We start from the raw sequence: 21,065 nt of genomic DNA on the forward strand, positions 1-21,065 counted from the left end.
AATTGGAAATTTGACGATACTGAGGCACGCGGTGGAACCTTGTGCTTCTGTAATGGATTGTTTGAATTCTAAACAAATATCATTATCTGGCGCACCAAGCGGACAAAGGAATACTAGGGCATGAAAACACTATTGGTCGGATGCGGGAAAATGGGCGGCGCGTTGCTTTCCCAATGGATGCGCGCGACAGAGGATGAATACACCATCGTCGATCCGTTCCTTGACCAACCAGTAGATGGGGCCCGGCTCTTCAAGGACATTAACGCGCTTGGAGCGGAAAAGTTCGATTTGCTGATTGTCGCGATCAAACCGCAGATGATCGACGAGATTTTGCCTGCCTACAAAGATGTGCTCGCCGATACCGGCGCGGTGGCCTCCATCGCGGCGGGATGTTCGGTTGCACGCCTGCAATCCGCACTACCGGGCTATCCGGTCATTCGCATCATGCCCAATTTGCCATCTGCGATCGGAGCCGGTGTTGCCGGCCTCTACGCCAGCGGCGATGCCAAGGATGAACACAAATCCGCCGTCGAGACGCTGATGAAGTCCGCCGGGACCGCTGTCTGGGTTGATGATGAAGACCAGATTGATCGGGTGACGGCGGTGGCAGGCAGCGGGCCTGGCTATGTATTCGAGTTGGCGCGCGCATATATCGAGGCCGCAAAGGATCTCGGCTTCAGCGAGGATCAGGCGACAGACCTGGTGCTCGGGACACTTGATGGGTCCATCCGCATGATCCTGCAGACCGGCGACAAGCCGGAAAACCTCCGCAATTCCGTGACCAGCAAGAACGGTACGACGGAAGCGGGGCTCAAGGCCTTGAATGGTGACGGCAAACTGTCAGACCTGCTGAAGGCTACAACTGAGGCTGCCTACAAGCGCGCAATCGAGCTGCGCTAGGCACCTGAACACAAGATCGAAGGATACAAAGTGACCACACTTGATTCCAAATTGAACGCCTACATTTCCGGCCTCGGCCAAAACGCGAAGGACGCGGCCAAGGATTTGCTGACTGCGACGACCGAGCAGAAGAATGAAGCCTTGCGCGCGTCTGCCGCGGCGCTGCGCGAGTCGAAGGACGCACTTCTGGCTGCCAACAAGGCAGACGTTGACAGTGTCGCGGATAGTCGCCCGGAGTCTTTTATTGACCGCCTGCGCCTGAATGATGAGCGCGTGGAGGCGATGGCTTCTGCGTTGGAGCAGATCGCAGACCTTCCGGATCCTGTTGGGCGACTTCTGTCGACAACCGAGCGCCCAAACGGCCTGACCATTGAGCGCGTAGCCGTGCCGATTGGCGTGATCGGCATGATCTATGAGTCACGTCCGAACGTTGGCGCGGATGCTAGTGCGCTTTGTCTGAAATCCGGCAACGCGGTCATTCTGCGCGGCGGATCGGAAAGCAAGCATTCCACGAAAGAGATCGTGGCCTGCATGCAGAAGGGGCTTGAAGCCGCAGGTCTGCCCAAGGCGGCGGTGCAGACTGTCGAGACGACAGATCGCAACGCTGTGACCGCTCTGCTTCACGCCGTTGAGTATGTTGATCTCGTCATTCCGCGCGGCGGACGCGGGCTGGTTGAGTTGGTTCGTGATGAGGCCAAGGTGCCGACGCTGCTTCACCTGGATGGCAACTGCCACAGCTACATCCATGCAGACGCTGATATAGAGAAGTCGCTGGAAGTCGTCCGCAATGCCAAACTGCGGCGCACCGGTGTATGCGGCGCGACGGAAAGCATCGTCGTGGATCGCGCCATTGCTGAGGCAGTGATCCCGCGTCTTGCAGATGTGATGCAGGGGTGTGAGCTGCGCGGCGATGCCGAGGCCCGCAAGATCGCGCCCGGTCTGGCAGAGGCAACTGACGAAGACTGGTCGACCGAATATCTCGATCCAATTGCGTCGGTGAAAGTGGTTGACGGTCTTGATGAAGCCATACGGTTCGTCAGCAAGCACTCGTCAGGTCACACGGACGCGATCCTGACCGAAGACAAAGAGGCTGCCCGGCGTTTCATGACCAGCATCGACAGCGCAGTCGTCATGCATAACGCCTCGACCCAGTTCTCCGATGGCGGAGAGTTCGGCATGGGGGCGGAGATCGGCATTGCCACCGGCAAGATGCATGCGCGCGGGCCGGTCGGCCTGGAGCAATTGACGAGCTTCAAGTATCTGGTTCACGGCAACGGCCAAACGCGCCCATAATGAACCTGCAATGATGCGCGGCCACGGGGGGCGCGCTTTTCCGTATTCACGAGAACAGCGAGAGACATATGACAATCAGCGTTCCCGAAATGATTTCGCTTGGGGCCTATTTCGTCCTGATGATGGCTATCGGCCTTTATGCATACAGGGAATCCACAAGCGATGTTTCCGAGTACATGCTGGGGGGACGCAACCTTCACCCAGCTGTCGGCGCGCTATCTGCGGGCGCCTCGGATATGAGTGGCTGGATGCTCATGGGTCTGCCGGGCGCCATATACGTCAGCGGATTTTCGGCGGCCTGGATCGCGGTTGGCCTGACCATCGGTGCCTATCTAAATTACCGGTTCGTCGCACCGCGCCTGCGAATCTACACTGAGCTTGCCGACGACTCGATCACGATCCCCGACTTTTTCGAGAACCGCTTCCACGATAAAAGCCATGCGTTGCGCACGATCTCTGCGCTGGTCATCATCGTGTTCTTCACGGTTTATACGTCTTCCGGCATCGTCGCAGGCGGCAAGTTGTTTGAGTCGGCCTTCGGCCTGAACTACCAACTCGGCCTGTTCGTTACTGCTGGCGTTGTGTTGGCCTATACCGTGATCGGCGGCTTCCTAGCGGTCAGCCTGACCGACTTTGTGCAGGGCTGCATCATGTTCATCGCCTTGATCCTCGTGCCAGTGATCGCCTTCTTCGTGGTTGGCGGCTGGAGCGGCATGGAGAGCGCGATCATGTCTGCGCCCGCGCACGTCAACCCGGACACCGGAGGCGTTGGGCCTTCGCGCGAGCAATTCTTCGACATGTGGCCAGAAAGCATGACTGTGCTCGGGCTCATATCATTGCTTGCCTGGGGGCTCGGCTATTTCGGTCAGCCGCACATCATTGTTCGCTTCATGGCCATTCGCTCCCTGAAAGACGTGGCCACCGCGCGTGCGATCGGCATGAGCTGGATGATTGTGACCGTGATCGGCGCTGTCTTTGTAGGGGCGGTCGGCGTGGCTTATGTGAACCAGCACGACCTTGGCGGACAGCTGACAGACGCTGAGGCAATTTTCATTCTGCTGTCGCAGATCATCTTCCATCCGCTCGTCGCGGGCTTCTTGCTGGCGGCCATTCTGGCGGCGATCATGAGTACAATTTCCTCCCAGCTTCTGGTGTCGTCCAGCTCAATCACCGAAGACGTTTACAAGACTTTCTTCCGGCGCGAGGCATCGCAATCAGAACTTGTTCTGATCGGACGCATTGCGACGGTCGCTGTCTGCCTCGTTGCCATTGGTCTGGCCTTTAATCCGAACAGCAACATTCTGGATCTGGTCTCGAATGCATGGGCTGGCTTTGGTTCAGCCTTTGGCCCGATCATCCTGCTCAGCCTGTTTTGGCGGGGCCTGACGCGTGATGGTGCATTGGCCGGCATGATTGTCGGCGCAGTCACAGTCCTTGTCTGGCTCTACGTGCCGTTGCTGCCTTCGGAGAATGGTCCTGTGCCGCTGGAGTCACTCGTGTACGCGATGATTCCCGGCTTCTTCCTGTCGGGTCTTTCGGCCTGGCTGGTCAGCACGATTGGCCGCTCTGTTAAGCCGAAAGTGGCAGACGGATTTGATGTCATGTCCGACACAATGACTCAGGAATCCTGATCTTCAGCCGCCCCTCGGTAACAGAGGGGCGGTGACACATCCCGTCACAGGCGTTATGAAATGATAACGCAAACATTTGGGGCGGAGACCGTCAGGCTGACGACCCCGAAATCAGGAAACGGGTCCAGGGTCGTGAGAAACATCGTCAGGCGCGCCGCCATTCTTTTTACTGCAATCGCGACCGCAGGCGCTTTGTCGCCTGCGTTGGCAGAAGACGGGTACGATTTGTGGCTGCGGTATGCGCCACTGGAAGAAGCGTCATACGCGACCCCGCGTCATGTGATGGCCGCCTGTTCAGATCCTTCCGCGACGATCGATGCTGCACTGGACGAGATAGACCGCGCAACTCAGTCCATGCTGGGGGAAGCGCTACCACGCGCTGACACGCTGCAGGGTGGCACGCTTGTTCTGGCCAGCCCGGAATGTTCCGGCATGCTGGAAAACTTGCCTCTACCGTCTTCCTACGAGGTTGGCGTGGACGGGTACGCCATCAAGGAAATCCGTCACTCGGGTCGCCAAATTACCTTGATCTCCGCTCAGTCCGACATCGGTGTGCTCTACGGCACGTTCGACTACCTTCAGCGCATGGCACGCGGCCAGAACTTTACTGGCGTCAACATTGTCTCCCGCCCGAAGACCCAATTGCGTCTTCTGAACCATTGGGACAATCTCGACCGCCATGTCGAGCGAGGCTATTCGGGGCAATCCATTTGGGACTGGCACCGGCTACCAGGATATCTGGACCCGAAGTATACGGATTATGCCCGCGCCAACGCGTCAATCGGCATCAATGGCGTCTCCCTAACGAATGTGAACGCGGACGCGACGGTGCTAACGCCGCACTATCTGGAGAAGGTTGCTGCGCTGGCGGACGTGTTTCGGCCATATGGCATCAAGGTCTATCTGACTGCGCGGTTCTCGGCGCCGATGGAGCTGGATGGACTGCCAACGGCAGACCCGCGTGACCCGGCCGTTCAGGCTTGGTGGCAAGACAAGGCCAACGAGATCTACACTTATGTGCCGGACTTTGGCGGCTTTCTCGTGAAAGCCAATTCAGAAGGACAGCCTGGCCCGCAGGATTACGGCCGCAGCCATGCCGAGGGCGCGAATATGCTCGCGGCGGCCTTGGAGCCGCACGGGGGAAATGTCATGTGGCGCGCCTTTGTCTATTCGGCAGAAGAACCAGAAGACCGCGTGAAACAAGCCTATACGGAATTTGTGCCGCTGGACGGTCAGTTTGCCGACAATGTTCTGGTTCAGGTGAAGAATGGACCGCTGGATTTCCAGCCGCGTGAGCCGTTTCACCCGCTGTTCGGCGCGATGCCGGAAACCCCACTCATGATGGAGCTCCAGATCACCAAGGAATATCTGGGGTTCTCAACTCATCTCGCGTATCTCGGCACGCTGTGGGAAGAGGTGCTGTCAGCGGAGACTCACGCAACGGATCAGCGCGCGCCGGTTGCCTCTGTCATTGATGGCACTGCGCATGACTACGAGATTACCGGCATGGCCGGGGTCGCGAATATAGGCAGCGACCGAAACTGGTCGGGGTCGATTTTTGACCAGGCGAACTGGTACGCCTTTGGACGTATGGCCTGGGATCCTGACGCGTCCGCCGAGGCCATCGCGCGCGACTGGGCGGAGCTGACCTTCAGCCGTGCGCCCGAAGTCGCTGATATCATCACCGGCTTGATGATGGGCTCTCGTGAGGCCGTGGTGAACTATATGACACCGCTCGGGCTGACCCACCTTATGGGGACGGGCCATCACTATGGCCCAGCCCTTTGGGTAGACGATCTGGGACGCGCTGACTGGACGCCGTATTACTACCACAAGGCAATGAAGGATGCGGTGGGTTTCGACCGGACCGAAACTGGTTCAAACGCTGTCGATCAATATGCCGGGCCTGTCGCGCAGAAATGGGCAGGCCAGGACACTGTGCCGGACGAATTGCTGCTCTGGTTCCATCGCGTTGGTTGGGACCATGAGCTGGATAACGGCAACACGGTGTGGGAAGAACTGGTGCGTCGGTATGATCTGGGCGTGTCACAAGTCGAGGATATGCAGACCGTCTGGCACTCTCTGGAACATGAGGTCGATGCCGAACGGTTCGAACAGGTCTCGGCTTTCCTTGCGATCCAGCATCAGGAAGCTATCTGGTGGCGCGACGCCTCCATCGCCTATTGGCAGAGTGTAAACGGCCTGCCGCTGCCTGAGGATGTGGCGGCACCTGCACGTGATCTCGATTATTATAAGAGCCTGAGCTTTCCAAACGCGCCGGGGCAAGGCGAGTAGGTCAGATATTTCCGGTCAAACGCTGGGCCGATGCTGCGAACAATTCATCCAGAAAGTCGCTGACGGCTCGCACGCGCGTTGTTCCGTGGACATCTTCATGGACGGCCAGCCAGAAGGCACGCTCGATGCGCACCTGATCTGGCAGGACATGAACCAGGTTTGGATCGCCCGCAGCGATGAAATGCGGCAGCACGGCCAGCCCCGCACCCTCCCGTGCCATCTGCCATTGGGCCACAATGGACGGACTGCAGAAGCGCGGCGTCAGGCCCGGGGCGATGTCTTCGTGATAGCGTAGCTGGCTGGAATAGATCAGATCGTCGACATAGCCAATCAAGTCATGCTCGGCGAGGTCGCTGACCTGCTCAACCGGGCGTGTGCGCGACAGGTAATCCGGATGCGCGTACACCTGCAGGACATAGTCCGAGAGTTTGCGAACTTTCACGCGACCGGCTTTCGGGCGGGTCAACATGATCGACATGTCCGCTTCGCGCTTCGGCACGCTGACGAAACCGGACACGGCAATGATGTCGAGCCCGATATGGGGGTGGCGCGCTGCAAAGTCAGACATGGCCGGTGCGATGAGCAGGCTGCCGAGCCCTTCGGTGACGCCGAGGCGAACACGGCCGGCTGCGAGGGGGCCGTCGCGATCCGATAGTGCAGCGATTTCGGACGCCGTATGCTCCAGACTCTCCACCTTGTCTGCAACACTCTGGCCCACCGGTGTCAGCACATGGCCCTTTGGTGTGCGTTCGAACAGTTCCAGCCCAAGGTCTGTTTCCAGTCGCCGCAGTCGTCGGCTGATCGTTGTTGGATCTTGGCCGGTTCGCTTTGAAACATCCGCAAGTCGCGGATGGCGACTAACATCGAGCAGCAATCGAAGATCATCCCAGTTCATCCAATTTTACCTGCGAAATTGTAGCTGATGGCTGCGATATTGTCCATTTACCGGGAAATATACGCAAGTTAGGGTCGCGTCAAAATCAAAGGGAGTTCCACATGCGCGACGTGCATCACTTTATTGGCGGCAAAACCGTCACGGGCACATCCGGTAGGTTCGGCGACATTTACAATCCGAATACAGGCGAGGTGCAGGCGCGCGTCGCCCTCGCCACCGAAGCCGAACTCGCCGCCGCTGTGGCAAACGCGTCAGAGGCGTTTCCGGCCTGGGCCGCCACCAACCCCCAGCGCCGTGCGCGGGTCATGTTCGAATTCAAGCGCCTGCTGGAAGCGAACATGGACGAGCTGGCTGAGCTACTCTCTTCGGAGCATGGCAAGGTCGTAGCGGATTCACGCGGCGACGTGCAGCGCGGCATCGACGTGGTCGAGTTCGCCTGCGGCATTCCACATCTGCAGAAGGGTGAATACACAGAGGGCGCAGGGCCCGGCATTGATGTCTATTCCATGCGTCAGCCACTGGGTGTTGTCGCTGGCATCACGCCGTTCAACTTTCCCGCCATGATCCCGTGCTGGATGGCGGCCGTGGCGATCGCCTGCGGTAACACCTTCATCCTGAAGCCATCGGAGAAAGACCCGTCGGTGCCGATGCGCCTCGCCGAGCTGCTGCTGGAAGCCGGCGCGCCCGAAGGCGTGCTGAACGTGGTGAACGGTGACAAGGTGGCCGTCGATGCCATCCTGAAGCATCCGGAAATCAAGGCCGTCAGTTTCGTCGGATCGTCCGACATCGCACAATATGTTTACGCTACCGGCACGGCGCACGGCAAACGCGTGCAGGCGATGGGCGGCGCGAAGAACCACGGCATCATCATGCCGGACGCGAACATGGAACAGGCCGTGAAAGACATCGTCGGCGCGGCCTATGGTTCGGCGGGCGAACGCTGCATGGCGCTTCCCGTTGCCGTGACCGTCGGCAAGAAGACGGGCGACGAATTCGTCGAGCGCATGCTGGATGCGGCGCGCGACCTGAAGGTCGGCGTCTCGACGGACCCTGACGCGCATTACGGCCCGGTCGTCTCCGCTGCGCACAAGGCGAAGGTGGAAAGCTACATCCAGATGGGGGTGGACGAGGGCGCAGACCTCAAGCTGGACGGCCGCGGTCTCACCATGCAGGGCGCCGAGGGCGGATACTTCATCGGGCCGAACCTGTTCGACAATGTGAAGCCGCACATGCAGTCCTACAAGGAAGAGATCTTCGGGCCGGTGCTGCAGGTGGTCCGCGCGGAGTCTCTGGAAGAAGCCGCGGCGCTTCCCTCCAATCACCAGTATGGCAATGGCTGCGCGATCTTCACCTCGAACGGCCACGCGGCGCGTGAGTTTGCGGCGCAGGTGAATGTCGGCATGGTCGGCGTGAACGTGCCGATCCCGGTGCCGGTCTCCTATCACACGTTCGGTGGCTGGAAGCGCTCGGCCTTCGGCGATACGAACCAGCACGGCCCGGAAGGTGTGCGGTTCTGGACGAAGATCAAAACAATTACCCAAAGATGGCCCGAAGGTGATATCGGCGATCAGGCCTTTATCATTCCAACAATGGGGTAAGCGAGATGAGCACTTACAACACAATCACTTTCGAACATTCCGACCGCGTCGCGCTTGTCACGATCAACCGGCCGGAGAGCCTGAATGCGCTGAACCAGGAAGTCATGGCGGAGGTCGCAGACGTGTTCGCCCGCATCGACAGGGACAAGGATATCGCCGTCAGCGTGCTGACCGGCGAGGGTCGGGCCTTCGCCGCCGGGGCCGACATCAAGGAGATGCAGCCGCAGAGCTTTTCCGACATGTATGTCGACGATTTCTTCGGCCTGTGGGACCGGTTCGCGGCCTGCCGCAAGCCGGTGATTGCCGCAGTGAACGGCTTCGCCCTCGGCGGCGGCTGTGAACTCGCCATGATGTGCGACATGATCATCGCGTCCGACAAGGCAAAGTTCGGCCAGCCGGAAATCAAGCTGGGCGTGACGCCGGGCATGGGTGGCTCCATCCGCCTGACCAAAGCTGTCGGCAAGGCGAAGGCCATGGACATGGTGCTGACTGGCCGCATGATCGACGCGGCAGAGGCCGACAGGATTGGCCTCGTCTCCCGCGTTGTCGAGCATGATGCGCTGATGGACACGGCCATGGGTGCGGCGAGGGAAATCGCGGGCTTTTCCATTCCGTCGATCATGGCGGCCAAGGAGATGGTCGGACGCGCGCTGGAAGTTTCCACCGCTGAGGGCGTGAAGTTCGAACGCCGCCTGTTCCAGGGCCTGTTCGGCACCGCCGACCAGAAGGAAGGCATGAGCGCCTTCGTCGAAAAGCGCGCGGCTGATTTCAAGGACAAATAACGCCGGAGGAACTCATCCTGAGCGAAGTCGAAGGATGGGTTCCGGGTCGTGCGCCCGGTTGATGAGCCCGCGCACTTGCTTCGACTTCGCTCAGCATGAGCGCTCTCTGAGGGCGCAACGGGAGGAAGACATGACGAAGATCGCATTCATTGGCCTGGGCAATATGGGCTCGGGCATGTGCGCCAATTTGTGCAAGGCGGGGCATGAGGTTCGCGCATTCGACCTGAATGCGGACGCTGTGAAGGTCGCTGAATCCAATGGCGCACAAGCAGCGGCGACGATCGCAGAGGCCGTGAGCGACGCCGACGTGATCGTGTCCATGTTGCCCGCGGGCAAGCATGTCCTGTCGGTCTATTTCGGAGAGGATGGTGTTGCGGCGCAAGCTGCGAAAGGCGCGCTGTTTCTCGATTGCTCAACGATTGCCGTCGAAGACGCGCGTGAAGCCGCATCAAAGGCTGAAGCAGCAGGTTTCCTGATGGCGGACGCGCCTGTGTCAGGCGGCACGGCGGCGGCAGACGCCGGCACATTGACCTTCATGGTCGGCGGGCCGGACGAGGCCTTTACGAAGGCAAAGCCCATCCTGGATGCGATGGGCAAGAACATCTTTCATGCAGGCGCCAGCGGGAATGGACAGGTCGCGAAGATCGCCAACAACATGCTGCTGGGCATTTCCATGATCGGCACGTGCGAGGCATTCAATCTGGCGGAAAAGCTGGGCCTCGACGCGCAGACTTTTTATGACATTTCCTCCACCGCCTCCGGCCAATGCTGGAGCATGACGAGCTATTGCCCTGCGCCGGGTCCTGTACCGACCGCTCCGTCAAACCGCGACTACCAGCCCGGCTTCGCGGTTGCGATGATGCTCAAGGATCTGCACTTGGCAGCTGGCGCAGCGAAGACGGCAGGGGCACAGGTAACGCTCGGTGAGATGGCCGAGAAGATCTACGCAGACCTTGATGCCCGCGGGCATGGCGGGCTCGACTTTTCCGGCGTGATGAAAGACCTGAAGCAGGAATTAGGCTGAGCCGAGTGATCGAATGAAATCGCGGATCGCATCCAGTGAGTGCGGTTCATCCAGAAACGGCGTGTGGCCACGATTGGGAACGGTCAACAGCGCGCTGTTCTTGTGGCGACGAAGCATCCGGTTCGCGGTTTTCTTTGCCAGAATGTCAGACCATTCGCCCCGGATGATCAGCAGCGGGATGGATTTCATCGCGGCGAACACGCGCCACATGGCGAAATTCACGCGCCATCCGGGCGTTGTGCTGCCCATCCCTTTCACAATCACCGGGTCATAGTCGAATACGATCTTGCCATCGGCCTGCTCAACGCAGGTTCGTCTGGCAAATGCCATCCAGTCATCGGCTCCATAATCCGGATAGACGCCTGCCTGCGTCTTGCCAATCGCCGCTGCGGCGTCCCCCCAGCTGTCGAAAATCTCATTGCCTCCGGCATAGCCCGCGATGCGCTTCAGGCCAGCCGGGTTCACTTCCGGGCCGACATCATTCATCACGATACCGCGTATCTTTTCCGGAAATGCCTTGGCCATCAGCATGGCCATCAGTCCGCCCATCGACGTACCGATCAGGATCACCTTGTCCAGATTCAGGTGTGCCATCAGCGTGGCCATGTCCTGTGCGTAAAAGGGCGGTTGGTAGGTGGTGCCGTTCGGGTCACGGTCTGATTTCCCGCGCCCGCGCACGTCCACCGAAATGAAGCGTGCTTTCAGGCCGAGCCCTTCAATCATGGGCTCGAAATCCTTGTGGTTCCGCGTCAGCCCGTGCATGCACAGGATGACGGTGTCGCTGTCGATCGGGCCGTAGTCAGCGGCATACAGGGTCAGCCCGTCATGCGACGTGTAGAAGAGGTCGCGTTTGGTCAGGGTTGTGTTTGCCGGGAGGGACGCTGCTTCGCTCATACGATCTCCGCAGCACGTTTGGCGTCGCGTGCGTATGTGCGACCCGCCAGAGCCAGGAACACGACGCTCAGCGCGTTTAGGCCAAGCATGAGTTCAAGCGCCGACTTCAGTGGAGCCTCATTGCCCTGAGCCGCAAAATACTCGCTCAGATAGCCGACGATGCTGGGGCCTCCGCCGATGCCGATCAGGGTGAGGCAGAACAGCATGAATGCCGAAGCGAACGCCCGCATGCGAAGCCCGACCAGTTCCTGTGAGGCCGTATAGGCAATGCTGGCATAGATCAGGCCAATGAATGCCGGCACCACGTTCCAGGCGTATGCCATATTGATCGTGTCAGCCTGCAGGAACATCCACGCGAACGGCAGGGCGATGGCTGCACATACGGCGATCATCCACGGACGCCATGCCAGGTTGCGCGCGGACAGCCGGTCACAAACGCGGCCCAGGAGGATCGCGCCCACGCTGCCAACTCCGCCAATCAATAGACCGAGAGGAATCGCAATGTCGCTTGGGCCAACATCATAGGTCCGCTGCAGATGGCTTGGCGTCCAGGCGAGGAAGGCATTGGCGGAGATGCAGATGAGGCAGCAGCCAGCCAGCATCAGCAGGAAAGAGGTTTGTCCCCCAATGAATTTGAGAGTCTCGCCGAGGGTGGAGGCCTGGCCGTCATCGCTGCGTTGCTCGATGGCGCCGCGCTTTGGTTCGCGGATCGTGAAGCGGACAATGGCGGCCAGTATCAGGCCAGGAATACCCGCGACGAGGAATGCGGTGCGCCAGCCAAAATACTTGTAGACATACCCGCCGATGACAAATCCGGCCAATACGCCAAGCCCGATGCCGGCCGTGTAGATACCAAGCGCGAAGGCTCTTTCTTTTGGCGCATACAGGTCTGAGATGATCGATGTTGCGGGAGGTGTTCCGCCTGCTTCTCCGACGCCGACGCCGACGCGCGCGAGCAGAAGCTGCCAATAGGTTTGGGCAAAGCCGGAGAGCGCAGTCATGCCCGACCAGAGCGCCAGCGAGATGGCCAGAATGTTCCGGCGGTTGCCCCGGTCCGCCCACATGGCGATCGGGATTCCAAAGGTTGCGTAGAATGCGGCGAAGACAAAGCCGGTCAGCAAGCCGATCTGGCCGTCCGAAATCTGGAGTTCCGCCTTGATCGGCTCGATCAGGATCAACAGGATCTGACGATCAATATGATTGAAAGTGTAGACCAGCGTCAGCAGCGCCAGGACATAGGCACGCGAGTTGTTCCGGGAGGTCTGGGAGGGGGCAGCCGCAGTCTGTGTCATGAGCATCCTTCAGGGTGCGGCGATCCGCACGCAACAATATGCAAGGTCCTGGGAGGGGCGGGTCGGCAATCCGATGTGTTCAGATTGCCGACCCGCTCAGCTGATTAGAAATCAACCGAGATTGAGGCAGTCAGCGTGCGTGGCGGGCCGTAGAAGGCGGAGTACGCACTGTCGAAACCAAGCTGGCTTGGCGTAACGAAGTTATAGCCTGCGACGCGATACTCTTCGTCGGTCAGGTTGCGTCCGTGAATGCCAAAGCGCAGGCGTTCAGAGGGAGACGTCCAGACGAAGCTGAGATCCAGCAGCGTGTAGGCATCGGGGTCGAGCGCTGGGCCGCCATTCGGGAACAGCACGTTCGTACCCGGCGCAAAACCTTCATTGTCGATGTTGAAGAGATTGTATTCGTCTCGATAGGAGGCCGAACCGGTGATGGAAATTGCCCCGAACTCCGGTCCGAAATCGCGCATATAGTTCAGGGACAATTGGCCCTGCAGTTCCGGCGTATTCTGCGTCACGAACTGGTCGGCGATGTTGGTTCCGGCGGAGATGATCTCCTGAATCTCTGCGTCAATGTAGCCGAGATTGCCCATCAGCGTGAACTCGTCATTGATGAACCAGCTGCCTTCGATCTCGAGGCCGGTGTATTCAGATGAACCGGCATTGAAGACGGAAGACACGAATGTGTCGTTCACGCCGTCATTGTCAGAGTCTGCGCCGCTTTGCACAGTGATCTGCTGGTCGGTGTATTCGGCAAAGAAGACGGCGGTGTTCAGCTGCAGGCGGTCATCAAAGAAGCTGCCCTTCACACCGATTTCATAGCTGTCGACCTTTTCAGGACCGAAGCCTTCTTCCGACAGGCCGAGCGGATCGAGGTCTGCCCGGGCGCGGGGGTCAAAGCCGCCGGCCTTGAAGCCCTGCGCGAAGGTTGCGTAGATATTCAAGTCGTCGGTAGGCTGATAGGATACCGAAATCCGCGGGGTGAATTCCTCATCTTCCCGGTTCAGGCCAGTATAGCCGGTCTGGGTCGCAAGGAAGATGGATGTGGAATTGGTCGGATCAAAAGAGGCCGATCCAAGACCGAGCCAAAGCTCGCGAGTTACGTCTGCCGTTGTTTCGTCTTTCGTAAAGCGGCCGCCGAGGGAAACACTCCACTGGTCGGTCAGATCGTAGGTGAAATCACCGTACAGGGAGAAGTTCTCCTTGTCCTGCACACCGGCCTGGTAGACTGTCACGCCAAGGGCGCTGAGCAGCAGGTCGAATGCGCCATCTGCCGTACCGTCCAGATAGTAGACACCGGCGACACCCGAGAGACGGTCGCCATTGTAAAGCAACTGGAATTCCTGGCTGAACTGTTCGTCGCTGTAGAAGGCGGGGACGTCAAAATCCGGGTTTGGCAGGGCGTCGAAGTCAATCGGTGTGACGGTCGAGCCTTCGCGGAACGCCGTGATGGATTTCAGCGTGAATTCATTGTTCACGTCCCACTGGCCAGTCAGAGAGAAGCCCTCGGTTTCCACCGAGTTGTCATCGCCGATCCCTGCGCGCGTATCATAGACATTGTCTGTGACTGGCAGGGTGCCATCTCCACTCGGGATCAGGCGGTGGCCGTGTTTGGCGTTGGAATCGTCTTCTGACTTGTCATAGGCGAGCCGGAAGAACAGGGAGTCTGTCGGGGCCCATTCCGCGCTCAGGCGATAGGCCAATACGTCCTTGTCGTAATGATCGGCGCCGGTGAAGAGGTTCTCGCCATAACCGTCGCGCTGATAGCTTGCGACCGCGCCGCCGACTGTGAACGTATCGCTGAGCGGGACGGAGCCGGAGAGGATGGCGTCCATCTGGCCATAGGAACCGAAATTGACCTTGGCTTTCAGGTCCGGCTCATCTTCCATTTTTGCGGTGACGTATTTGATTGCGCCGCCAATGGTGTTGCGACCATACAATGTGCCCTGAGGGCCACGCAGGACTTCGATCCGTTCAATGTCGAAAATGTCGAGGATCGCGCCTTGTGGACGAGCGATATAGACATCGTCCACGTAGAGGCCAACGCCTGGCTCAAAGCCCCAGAGCGGATCTTGCTGACCAACACCGCGAATGAAGGCGATCAGTGTGGAGTTCGAGCCCCGGGCAACTTCGATCGTGGCGTTCGGCGTCGAGCGCTGGATGGAGGTGATGTCGACCGCGCCGGTGGCTTCCAGCTGTTCACCGCTGAAAGCAGAGACGGAAAGCGGAACGTCGATCAGGTCTTCCTCGCGGCGTTGCGCGGTGACGGTGACGCGGCCAAGGGTGCGGGCCTCTTCAGCCGTGTCTTCTTCAGCGTCCTGCGCATGCGCAGCGTATTGGCCTGCGGTCAGCGCGAGCGCCGAAACGAGACCGAATCTCAGCGTAGTGAATTTGTGATGTCCCAATTTTTCCTCCCAAGGGCATTCTTCTATTTGACGGGAGTTTTCCAGAAACCGCACATGACGGCGATGACATATGGGTTCAGCGCGAGTGAACATATTCGCTCGCGCAAATCAGGCTTGAGCGGTTTCGACGCCAGACTTTGCATAGGCTGCGGGTGACACGCCGCGCATTTTCTTGAAGGCGCGATTGAAGGCCCGCACGTCAGAATAGCCGAGGGAATCGGAAACCTGACTGACGCTGATACCCTGGCTGAGCATCAGGCCGGCTCGTTCGGCGCGGCTCTCCTGAAGAATATCTCGGAAGCTGGTGCCTTCTTCGCTCAGGCGCCGGCGCAGGGTGGCGACGCTCACGTCGAGACGCTGGGCCACAGCAGCTTGGGTTTCATATCCATCCGAAATCAGATCAGAGGTCCGTACGGCGAAGGCCCGCACATCGGCGGATGGGGCGAGGCCGTCGAGATGTCGGATGACGCGCGCAAAAATGCCATCAGCGGTCAGGTCCACTTCCGGGGCGGGCGTGATGGGCTCGCAGGCAATGTCGATGTCGTAGATCAGCTCGTAGGCCGCATGGCCGTAGCCGATGGGGACTTGCCAGAAACCCAACTGGCCATTCCCGTCATCGTGCCGGTTTCGCAGCAGGCTCACGCGTTGCAGGCCGCGACCGGCTGCGCCGCCGGTCAGGCTGTCGAGCAGGGCGTGAGTCTTGATGAGCAGCGCGTCGCCCACGAAATGTGTCAGCGCGCGATCATCCCGAAAGCGATAGGGGAAGGTGGAATCATCAACGACCAGCGTCAGGGTGCGGTCGGTCTGGCGCACATAATTGTAGCGCCCGCCATGCATCATGTTGAAATGCGATGCGAGGCTGCGAATGGCATCCTGCAAAGTGGCGGCGGCCTGTATCTGTGTGACCACGAATGTGCCGGTCTGGTAGAGCAGCTTTCGCTCTGACAGCTGTGCGGTCAGGTCATCAAAGGATCGGGCGATTTCGCGCTGGATGCGGTAATAGTCGACGAGGTCAATCCGCGTACCCGGCGCATCACGGCGCTTGCCTGGGTCGATGCCCAGTCGGTGCAGCAAACCGTCCACATCCACGCCGGACGTGCCCGCCCATGAAAGGATCGGTTCGATCTGCTGGAGTTCAAAACTGGCCCGGGCCGTTGTGGTCGACATGGAGCGCTTATAGCAGGTTTCGGTATCGAAAACGTATCCTGATTCCAGAGGAAGTTTCCGATTATGTCCTTCCCGCAACAGGTCTAGCGATAATAGGCGCAGAGCGTGTTGACGAGTTCGCGGCCGATACCGCCGGCGCAGCGATAGTAGATGGTCTGCGCATCGCGGCGGCTTTCCACCAGATTCGCCGCACGCAGCTTTGCCAGGTGCTGAGAAACGGCAGAGTGCGACTGGCCAGTCATTTCAGCCAGTTGGTGAACCGGTCGTTCGCCTTCATTCAGGGCGCACATGATCTTCAGCCGCGTATCGCTCGACATGGCCTTCATCACCTCTGACGCCTCATGGATGCGCTCTGACATCAGGTCAAAGGCGTCCTTGGTCTGGGGTTTTGCGTGTGCAGCCATTTATTTTCAATCTCGCTTCAGATTTCAGAACCAATTCTGTCCAATATGCGTATATATGCATCAACAAAGTGCAAAACAGAGGCCGATCAGCAGTTGACCGGTCTCTGAAAGCTGAAACTGCCGGTATTACGGGGCTTTTGCTGAGCTTCAAATCTTGCCGGAATCTGTGCAAGGCTTTATGCGCCCCCTATATGCGTTTCGGCGGCGCAACGGACCGCCCTGATTTGGAGACTGCATGTCGAAGGAAGAACTGATTGAATTCGAAGGCACAGTTGTGGAACTGCTGCCGAACGCGACGTTCCGCGTGAAACTCGAGAACGACCACGAGATCATTGCCCACACGGCTGGCAAGATGCGCAAGAACCGCATCCGCGTGCTGACGGGTGACAAGGTGATGGTCGAGATGACCCCATATGACCTGACCAAGGGTCGTATCACCTACCGCTTCAAATAAGAGATATGGCGTCCTCAGGGCCTGTTCCCCTGATCCTCGCCAGTGCGAGTCCCCGGCGGCGAGACCTGCTCGCCCAGATCGGGATAGTGCCGGACGCGATCTGCCCCACTGATATCGACGAAACCCGTCGCAAGGACGAGTCTCCCCGCGCGCTGGCCGAACGGCTGGCGCGAGAGAAGGCTGAGGCTTGCCCGGAAGCAGGCTTTGTATTGGCCGCGGACACCGTGGTTTCGCTGGGCCAGAGGAACCTTGAAAAAGCGGCCGACGCCGAAGAGGCCGAAGCCTTCCTGCGGCTGCTGTCGGGCCGGGCGCATCAGTGCATTACCGGCGTAGCCGTGAAAGCGCCGGATGGCCGGGTGAACAGCCGCACCGTGATGGCCCGTGTGAAGGTGAAGCGGCTGACTGATCAGGAGATTGCCGCCTACATCGCCAGCGAGGAATGGCGCGGCAAGGCAGGCGGCTATGGCATTCAGGGCATGGCCGGAGCCTTCATCACCCATATCAGCGGCAGCTATACCACCATTGTCGGCCTGCCGCTGTATGAGACCAAATCCCTGCTCGAAGGCATGGGGTGGCGACCGGCCTGAGACCCGCGCCTGTTAGGCCCGTTCCCAGCTGGTGATGGCCAGCAGGCTCAGCGCCACAACCCCGCCCACCATCAGCCAAATCGGGTCCGCACTGGTCACGAGGCTCGCGTCCTGGCGTGCATCGGTCACGGTTCGGGTGACGATCTGGTCCAGTCCCGTCCAGTTGGCCAGCAGGCCCGGCAATTGCATGGCGGCAACCCCTGCGCCCGCAATGCCGACTGCACCCAGCAGAAGGCGGCGGAACAGGGATCTACGTCGGATGCCGGTCATGACCTCATCCACAAAGGGGGCGGGATCCATCTTGCGGTCTTCTGCCGCGAAGAGATCGGTCAGGTCTGAATAAGTTTCCTGGTCTCGCATCAGATTACTCCATCACGCCACATGGCTGCTTTCAAGGTGTTTGCGAAGCGCCGCCACGCCGCGCGTCACATGGGATTTTATGGTGCCAAGCGGCCAGCCGGTCGCTTCGGCTGCTTCGCGGTGGGACAGGCCCGAGGCCACACACAGCACCACGCAAACCCTCTGGGCCTCTGACAGTTTCTCCAGAGCCCGGTTGAGATCCATCTGGTCTCCGACCTCATCGGATTGCGTGCGTTCAAACGGGATGATCTCGGCCGTTTCGTCAAACTCGATCTCGATCTTCTGCTTGCGGCGGGCTTGCAGGTATTCCCGCCAGCAGATCGTGCAGACCCAGGCAGAAAAGGTGCCGCCCGCGTATGAGCCGATTTTCTGCCAGGCCTTCAGGAAGGTCGCCTGTGCAATGTCGTCTCCGTCGCTAACCGAGCCGGTCAGGCGGCGGGCCATGCCGCGCACGCGAGCCTGATGGCGCCGCACGAGTTCGGCAAAGTCTGCCTCATGCCCTCGCGCAGCACTTGCGGCCAGGTCCGGATCGCTGCGCATGTCGCGCCCTCCCTCGGCAACCAGTCTCAGCTCAGCCCCTTTGCTCACGGCGACCCGCTGCCCAGAGGCCAAGATAGGCCAGACCGATGAAGACAGGGAAGGACGCAACGCCGATCATCGGCTTGACGGCTTCACCTTCTTCCATGCCGACCATGAGGCCCAGGAAGCCGAAGGCGATGCCGACAGCCATGAACAGCACGCCGCGGCGCAGGTCCGCGCGGACGGGATCGGTAATCAGGGCGAGTTTCTCCATCGCCTCTCCGGTCAGGTCCTGGCCCTTGTCGACGGCATGGCGCACAGTTTCGTGCAGGGTCAGGCGCTTCTTGAAATTGTAGTGACTGACCAGCCAGACGATGCCGGCAATCGATCCGAAAAACGCGATAGGGACGATGATGTCTTCACTCATTAGAGGGCTCCTTCAAGCAAAATGTGGCGGCGGATTTCTGCGCCTTTGCTGAGTAGATGCAGGCAGGATCGTGTTTGGATGCAGGGGGCAGACATTTTTCTTTCTGCCGCCTCCGCTTGCCCCAGGCAGGCCCGGCGGCTAATCGCGGGGCAATGGTAAAGCTGAGATCCAAGAAGAATCGCAAACCGCATGTCGCGCCGGACCTGTCGACGCCGCAGGGGCGCGCCCGTGCCCGGCGTGAACTTGTCTGGGGCGATCACGGATTCCTGCGCAAGATGTTCTCGAACCTGCACCAGATCTCTCCGGAGATGTGGCGTGCAAACCAGCCATCGCCGAAGAAGGTGGTTGAATATGCCGAAACGCTGGGCATTCGCACGATCCTGAATCTTCGCGGCACCAGCACCAAGGGCTATTACCTTCTGGAGAAGGAAGCCTGCGAAAAAGCGGGAATCACGCTGGTCGATTTTCAGGTCTTCTCCCGCGACACGCCAACGAAGGAAGCCTTGTTCGCGGCGAAGGAATTGTTCGACACAATCGAGTATCCGGCACTGATGCATTGCAAATCCGGCGCAGATCGCGCGGGACTGATGTCTGTTCTCTACAAATTGCTGCGTGAACAAGTGCCTTATGAAGAGGCAATCGAGCAATTGTCGCTGAAATACCTGCATGTGAAACACGGCAAGACCGGCATGCTGGATGCCTTTTTCCAGACCTATGCCGACTATAATGCAGGCCGCGATCCGGCGGATTGGAAACCCTTCCTGGACTGGGTGGAAGAGGATTATGACCGGTTGCAGGTGAAGGAGGATTTCCTGCGCGAGTTCGGCAAGGGCGTTCAGGTCGACAAGATCCTGCGACGGGAATAGGCGCTTTCCTGTTGGTTAATTTCATGCTTGGCTGGGCATTGAAGTTTCCGGAGCTGCCAGAATGCGCGTCCTGACCCTGTCCTGCCTATGCTTGGCGATGCTGGCTGCCTGCAGCCAGAAATCGGACCGCGAGCTGCTCACCGAAGCCTGTATTGCCGATGGCGAAGCGCCAGAAACCTGCGCCTGCATCAGTGGCGTCATGGAAGAGAAGCTGAGCCCGGACCTTTACCGTCGCACGGCTGCTGCCATAGGGCGCGAGCGCCGGGATGTGGGCGATTTCGTGGAATCACTGTCGATGAGCGAACAGCTCGAATTCGCTGGTACGCTTTCGGCCATGATCAGTTGTGAATTGTCAGGGCAGGAGGGGGAATGAACCCGGCCTGTCGCAAAACAGTTTCCCGCCAGTCATGGGATATTCGTTTGTCACGTGTAATCGGGTGACGCGCGGAAGCAATCCGCATAGAAATAGCTTGGAGTTAAGGAAGGGGATCTCATGAAGTTCTTTATCATCAACAGCTTCCGCACGATGGTTTACGTCGCCTATATCGCGATCATTGTCGCGGGCATCGCGCTGGGACTGTACAATCGCGGGGAGTTCACGGGCGAATTGCTCGGCCTGACCGGTACGCTGGCTCAGGTGGCAGACTTTGCTGTCTTCACCGTCGGGGGATGGATTGCAGCCAGCCTCGTGTGCGGCTTGATCGTGACGCTGCTGGACATCCGGGACGACATCAACGACCGCCTGCCAGACGCCCGTCGCGACGACTGATCGGGGCCGGTGAACCGCCAGGAATATTCAAGGGCCATCGAATCATTCGATGGCCCTTTTCAATAGGGAGGAAATAAACATGACATCACTCGAAGTGGCCGCCATCTACGTGGCCGTAAACATGCTGCTGCTGATCTACCTCGCGCTCCGCGTGGTTTCCGTGCGCCAGTCCGCGCGAGTCTCCGTCGGGACCGGTGGCAATGAGACCCTGGAACTGCGCACGCGGGTCCACGGCAATGCGACGGAATACATTCCGGCCATGCTGGTTGGCCTCGTCGTGGCTGCGCTGATGGGACTGCCAGCCTGGGCCATTCATGTTGGCGGCGGACTGTTCACGCTGGGCCGGGTGATGCACATGATCGGTATGGGCGGAAACATCCTGCCGCTGCGTGCAGGGGGCATCCTGCTCAGCTGGATTACCATGATCCTCGTTGCCGGGGCGCTGCTGTTCCACGCTTTCGCCTGAACTGAGCAGTTGCGCGAAACCTGCGCAAAGTCCATCTAGC

Annotated in this window: 22 protein-coding genes; 13 read left to right on the forward strand and 9 right to left on the reverse strand. The window is 59.5% G+C overall.

Going from position 1 to position 21,065, the window contains the following annotated elements:
- Positions 1 to 120: 120 nt before the first annotated feature.
- The 4 genes from proC to HY36_RS15600 all read left to right on the forward strand — a co-directional run bounded on the left by proC (position 121) and on the right by HY36_RS15600 (position 6,119).
- Positions 121 to 900: a pyrroline-5-carboxylate reductase gene (gene proC / locus HY36_RS15585; RefSeq protein ID WP_035554747.1), complete on the forward strand. Its 780-nt coding sequence runs from the start codon at positions 121 to 123 to the stop codon at positions 898 to 900.
- Between the two features lie 30 nt (positions 901 to 930).
- Positions 931 to 2,193 (forward strand): glutamate-5-semialdehyde dehydrogenase, encoded by a 1,263-nt coding sequence (locus tag HY36_RS15590; protein ID WP_035554749.1) that lies wholly within the window; start codon positions 931 to 933, stop codon positions 2,191 to 2,193.
- A 68-nt stretch (positions 2,194 to 2,261) separates the two neighbouring features.
- Positions 2,262 to 3,824: a sodium/proline symporter PutP gene (gene putP, locus HY36_RS15595; protein ID WP_035554752.1), complete on the forward strand. Its 1,563-nt coding sequence runs from the start codon at positions 2,262 to 2,264 to the stop codon at positions 3,822 to 3,824.
- Between the two features lie 60 nt (positions 3,825 to 3,884).
- Positions 3,885 to 6,119: an alpha-glucuronidase family glycosyl hydrolase gene (locus tag HY36_RS15600; protein WP_081806236.1), complete on the forward strand. Its 2,235-nt coding sequence runs from the start codon at positions 3,885 to 3,887 to the stop codon at positions 6,117 to 6,119.
- 1 nt (position 6,120) lies between these two features.
- Here the strand turns inward: HY36_RS15600 and HY36_RS15605 are convergent, their stop codons facing one another.
- Positions 6,121 to 7,014, reverse strand: a complete 894-nt coding sequence (locus tag HY36_RS15605; RefSeq protein WP_035554755.1) for a LysR family transcriptional regulator — start codon at positions 7,012 to 7,014, stop codon at positions 6,121 to 6,123.
- 101 nt (positions 7,015 to 7,115) lie between these two features.
- On the opposite strand from HY36_RS15605, the gene HY36_RS15610 reads away from it, so the two are divergent.
- The 3 genes from HY36_RS15610 to mmsB all read left to right on the forward strand — a co-directional run bounded on the left by HY36_RS15610 (position 7,116) and on the right by mmsB (position 10,418).
- The gene (locus HY36_RS15610) at positions 7,116 to 8,612 is read left to right on the forward strand and encodes a CoA-acylating methylmalonate-semialdehyde dehydrogenase (RefSeq protein ID WP_035554757.1); all 1,497 of its coding nucleotides are present in this window, start codon (positions 7,116 to 7,118) and stop codon (positions 8,610 to 8,612) included.
- Positions 8,613 to 8,617: 5 nt separating this feature from the next.
- Positions 8,618 to 9,394, forward strand: a complete 777-nt coding sequence (locus tag HY36_RS15615; RefSeq protein ID WP_035554758.1) for an enoyl-CoA hydratase-related protein — start codon at positions 8,618 to 8,620, stop codon at positions 9,392 to 9,394.
- Between the two features lie 130 nt (positions 9,395 to 9,524).
- Entirely contained in the window at positions 9,525 to 10,418 is an 894-nt protein-coding gene (gene mmsB / locus HY36_RS15620) for a 3-hydroxyisobutyrate dehydrogenase (protein WP_035554760.1), read from the forward strand.
- Here the strand turns inward: mmsB and HY36_RS15625 are convergent.
- From HY36_RS15625 to HY36_RS15645, 5 genes are all read right to left on the reverse strand, one after another.
- On the reverse strand, positions 10,410 to 11,312 hold the full coding sequence (locus HY36_RS15625; protein WP_051602876.1) for an alpha/beta fold hydrolase: 903 nt from the start codon (positions 11,310 to 11,312) through the stop codon (positions 10,410 to 10,412). The genes mmsB and HY36_RS15625 overlap by 9 nt on opposite strands.
- Positions 11,309 to 12,604, reverse strand: coding sequence for a spinster family MFS transporter (locus tag HY36_RS15630; RefSeq protein WP_035554904.1), 1,296 nt, complete (start codon positions 12,602 to 12,604; stop codon positions 11,309 to 11,311). Before HY36_RS15630 ends, HY36_RS15625 begins: the two co-directional genes overlap by 4 nt.
- Positions 12,605 to 12,708: 104 nt before the next feature.
- A complete protein-coding gene (locus tag HY36_RS15635; protein WP_241764232.1) occupies positions 12,709 to 15,006 on the reverse strand; it encodes a TonB-dependent receptor in 2,298 nt (765 codons plus the stop codon).
- 108 nt (positions 15,007 to 15,114) lie between these two features.
- Positions 15,115 to 16,173, reverse strand: coding sequence for a helix-turn-helix domain-containing protein (locus HY36_RS15640; protein ID WP_035554762.1), 1,059 nt, complete (start codon positions 16,171 to 16,173; stop codon positions 15,115 to 15,117).
- Between the two features lie 83 nt (positions 16,174 to 16,256).
- Positions 16,257 to 16,577, reverse strand: a complete 321-nt coding sequence (locus HY36_RS15645) for an ArsR/SmtB family transcription factor (protein ID WP_241764233.1) — start codon at positions 16,575 to 16,577, stop codon at positions 16,257 to 16,259.
- Positions 16,578 to 16,812: 235 nt separating this feature from the next.
- Here HY36_RS15645 and infA point away from each other — a divergent pair, with 235 nt between their 5' ends.
- Together infA and HY36_RS15655 are read left to right on the forward strand one after the other, a co-directional pair.
- The gene (gene infA / locus HY36_RS15650) at positions 16,813 to 17,031 is read left to right on the forward strand and encodes a translation initiation factor IF-1 (RefSeq protein WP_011646371.1); all 219 of its coding nucleotides are present in this window, start codon (positions 16,813 to 16,815) and stop codon (positions 17,029 to 17,031) included.
- A 5-nt stretch (positions 17,032 to 17,036) separates the two neighbouring features.
- Complete coding sequence (locus HY36_RS15655; protein ID WP_035554764.1) at positions 17,037 to 17,618, forward strand: Maf family protein; 582 nt, start codon at positions 17,037 to 17,039, stop codon at positions 17,616 to 17,618.
- Positions 17,619 to 17,630: 12 nt separating this feature from the next.
- On the opposite strand, the gene HY36_RS15660 is transcribed toward HY36_RS15655, so the two are convergent.
- The 3 genes from HY36_RS15660 to HY36_RS17960 are packed head-to-tail and all read right to left on the reverse strand — an operon-like array spanning position 17,631 to position 18,924.
- On the reverse strand, positions 17,631 to 17,978 hold the full coding sequence (locus HY36_RS15660; protein WP_035554767.1) for a hypothetical protein: 348 nt from the start codon (positions 17,976 to 17,978) through the stop codon (positions 17,631 to 17,633).
- 12 nt (positions 17,979 to 17,990) lie between these two features.
- Positions 17,991 to 18,566 carry an RNA polymerase sigma factor gene (locus tag HY36_RS15665; RefSeq protein ID WP_206741218.1) on the reverse strand — a complete coding sequence of 192 codons (576 nt, stop codon included), beginning with the start codon at positions 18,564 to 18,566 and terminating at the stop codon, positions 17,991 to 17,993.
- Positions 18,550 to 18,924 (reverse strand): DUF6249 domain-containing protein, encoded by a 375-nt coding sequence (locus HY36_RS17960; RefSeq protein ID WP_051602877.1) that lies wholly within the window; start codon positions 18,922 to 18,924, stop codon positions 18,550 to 18,552. The genes HY36_RS15665 and HY36_RS17960 overlap by 17 nt, the downstream gene beginning before the upstream one ends.
- Before the next feature lie 152 nt (positions 18,925 to 19,076).
- Here HY36_RS17960 and HY36_RS15675 point away from each other — a divergent pair, with 152 nt between their 5' ends.
- From HY36_RS15675 to HY36_RS15690, 4 genes are all read left to right on the forward strand, one after another.
- The gene (locus HY36_RS15675) at positions 19,077 to 19,790 is read left to right on the forward strand and encodes a fused DSP-PTPase phosphatase/NAD kinase-like protein (protein ID WP_051602878.1); all 714 of its coding nucleotides are present in this window, start codon (positions 19,077 to 19,079) and stop codon (positions 19,788 to 19,790) included.
- Between the two features lie 61 nt (positions 19,791 to 19,851).
- A complete protein-coding gene (locus HY36_RS15680) occupies positions 19,852 to 20,163 on the forward strand; it encodes a hypothetical protein (protein WP_035554771.1) in 312 nt (103 codons plus the stop codon).
- A 120-nt stretch (positions 20,164 to 20,283) separates the two neighbouring features.
- The gene (locus HY36_RS15685) at positions 20,284 to 20,559 is read left to right on the forward strand and encodes a hypothetical protein (RefSeq protein ID WP_035554773.1); all 276 of its coding nucleotides are present in this window, start codon (positions 20,284 to 20,286) and stop codon (positions 20,557 to 20,559) included.
- Positions 20,560 to 20,638: 79 nt separating this feature from the next.
- Positions 20,639 to 21,025: an MAPEG family protein gene (locus tag HY36_RS15690; RefSeq protein ID WP_035554775.1), complete on the forward strand. Its 387-nt coding sequence runs from the start codon at positions 20,639 to 20,641 to the stop codon at positions 21,023 to 21,025.
- Positions 21,026 to 21,065: the final 40 nt, after the last annotated feature.

The sequence above is a fragment of the Hyphomonas atlantica corrig. genome (assembly GCF_000682715.1).
In the GTDB taxonomy this organism is placed as follows: domain Bacteria; phylum Pseudomonadota; class Alphaproteobacteria; order Caulobacterales; family Hyphomonadaceae; genus Hyphomonas; species Hyphomonas atlantica.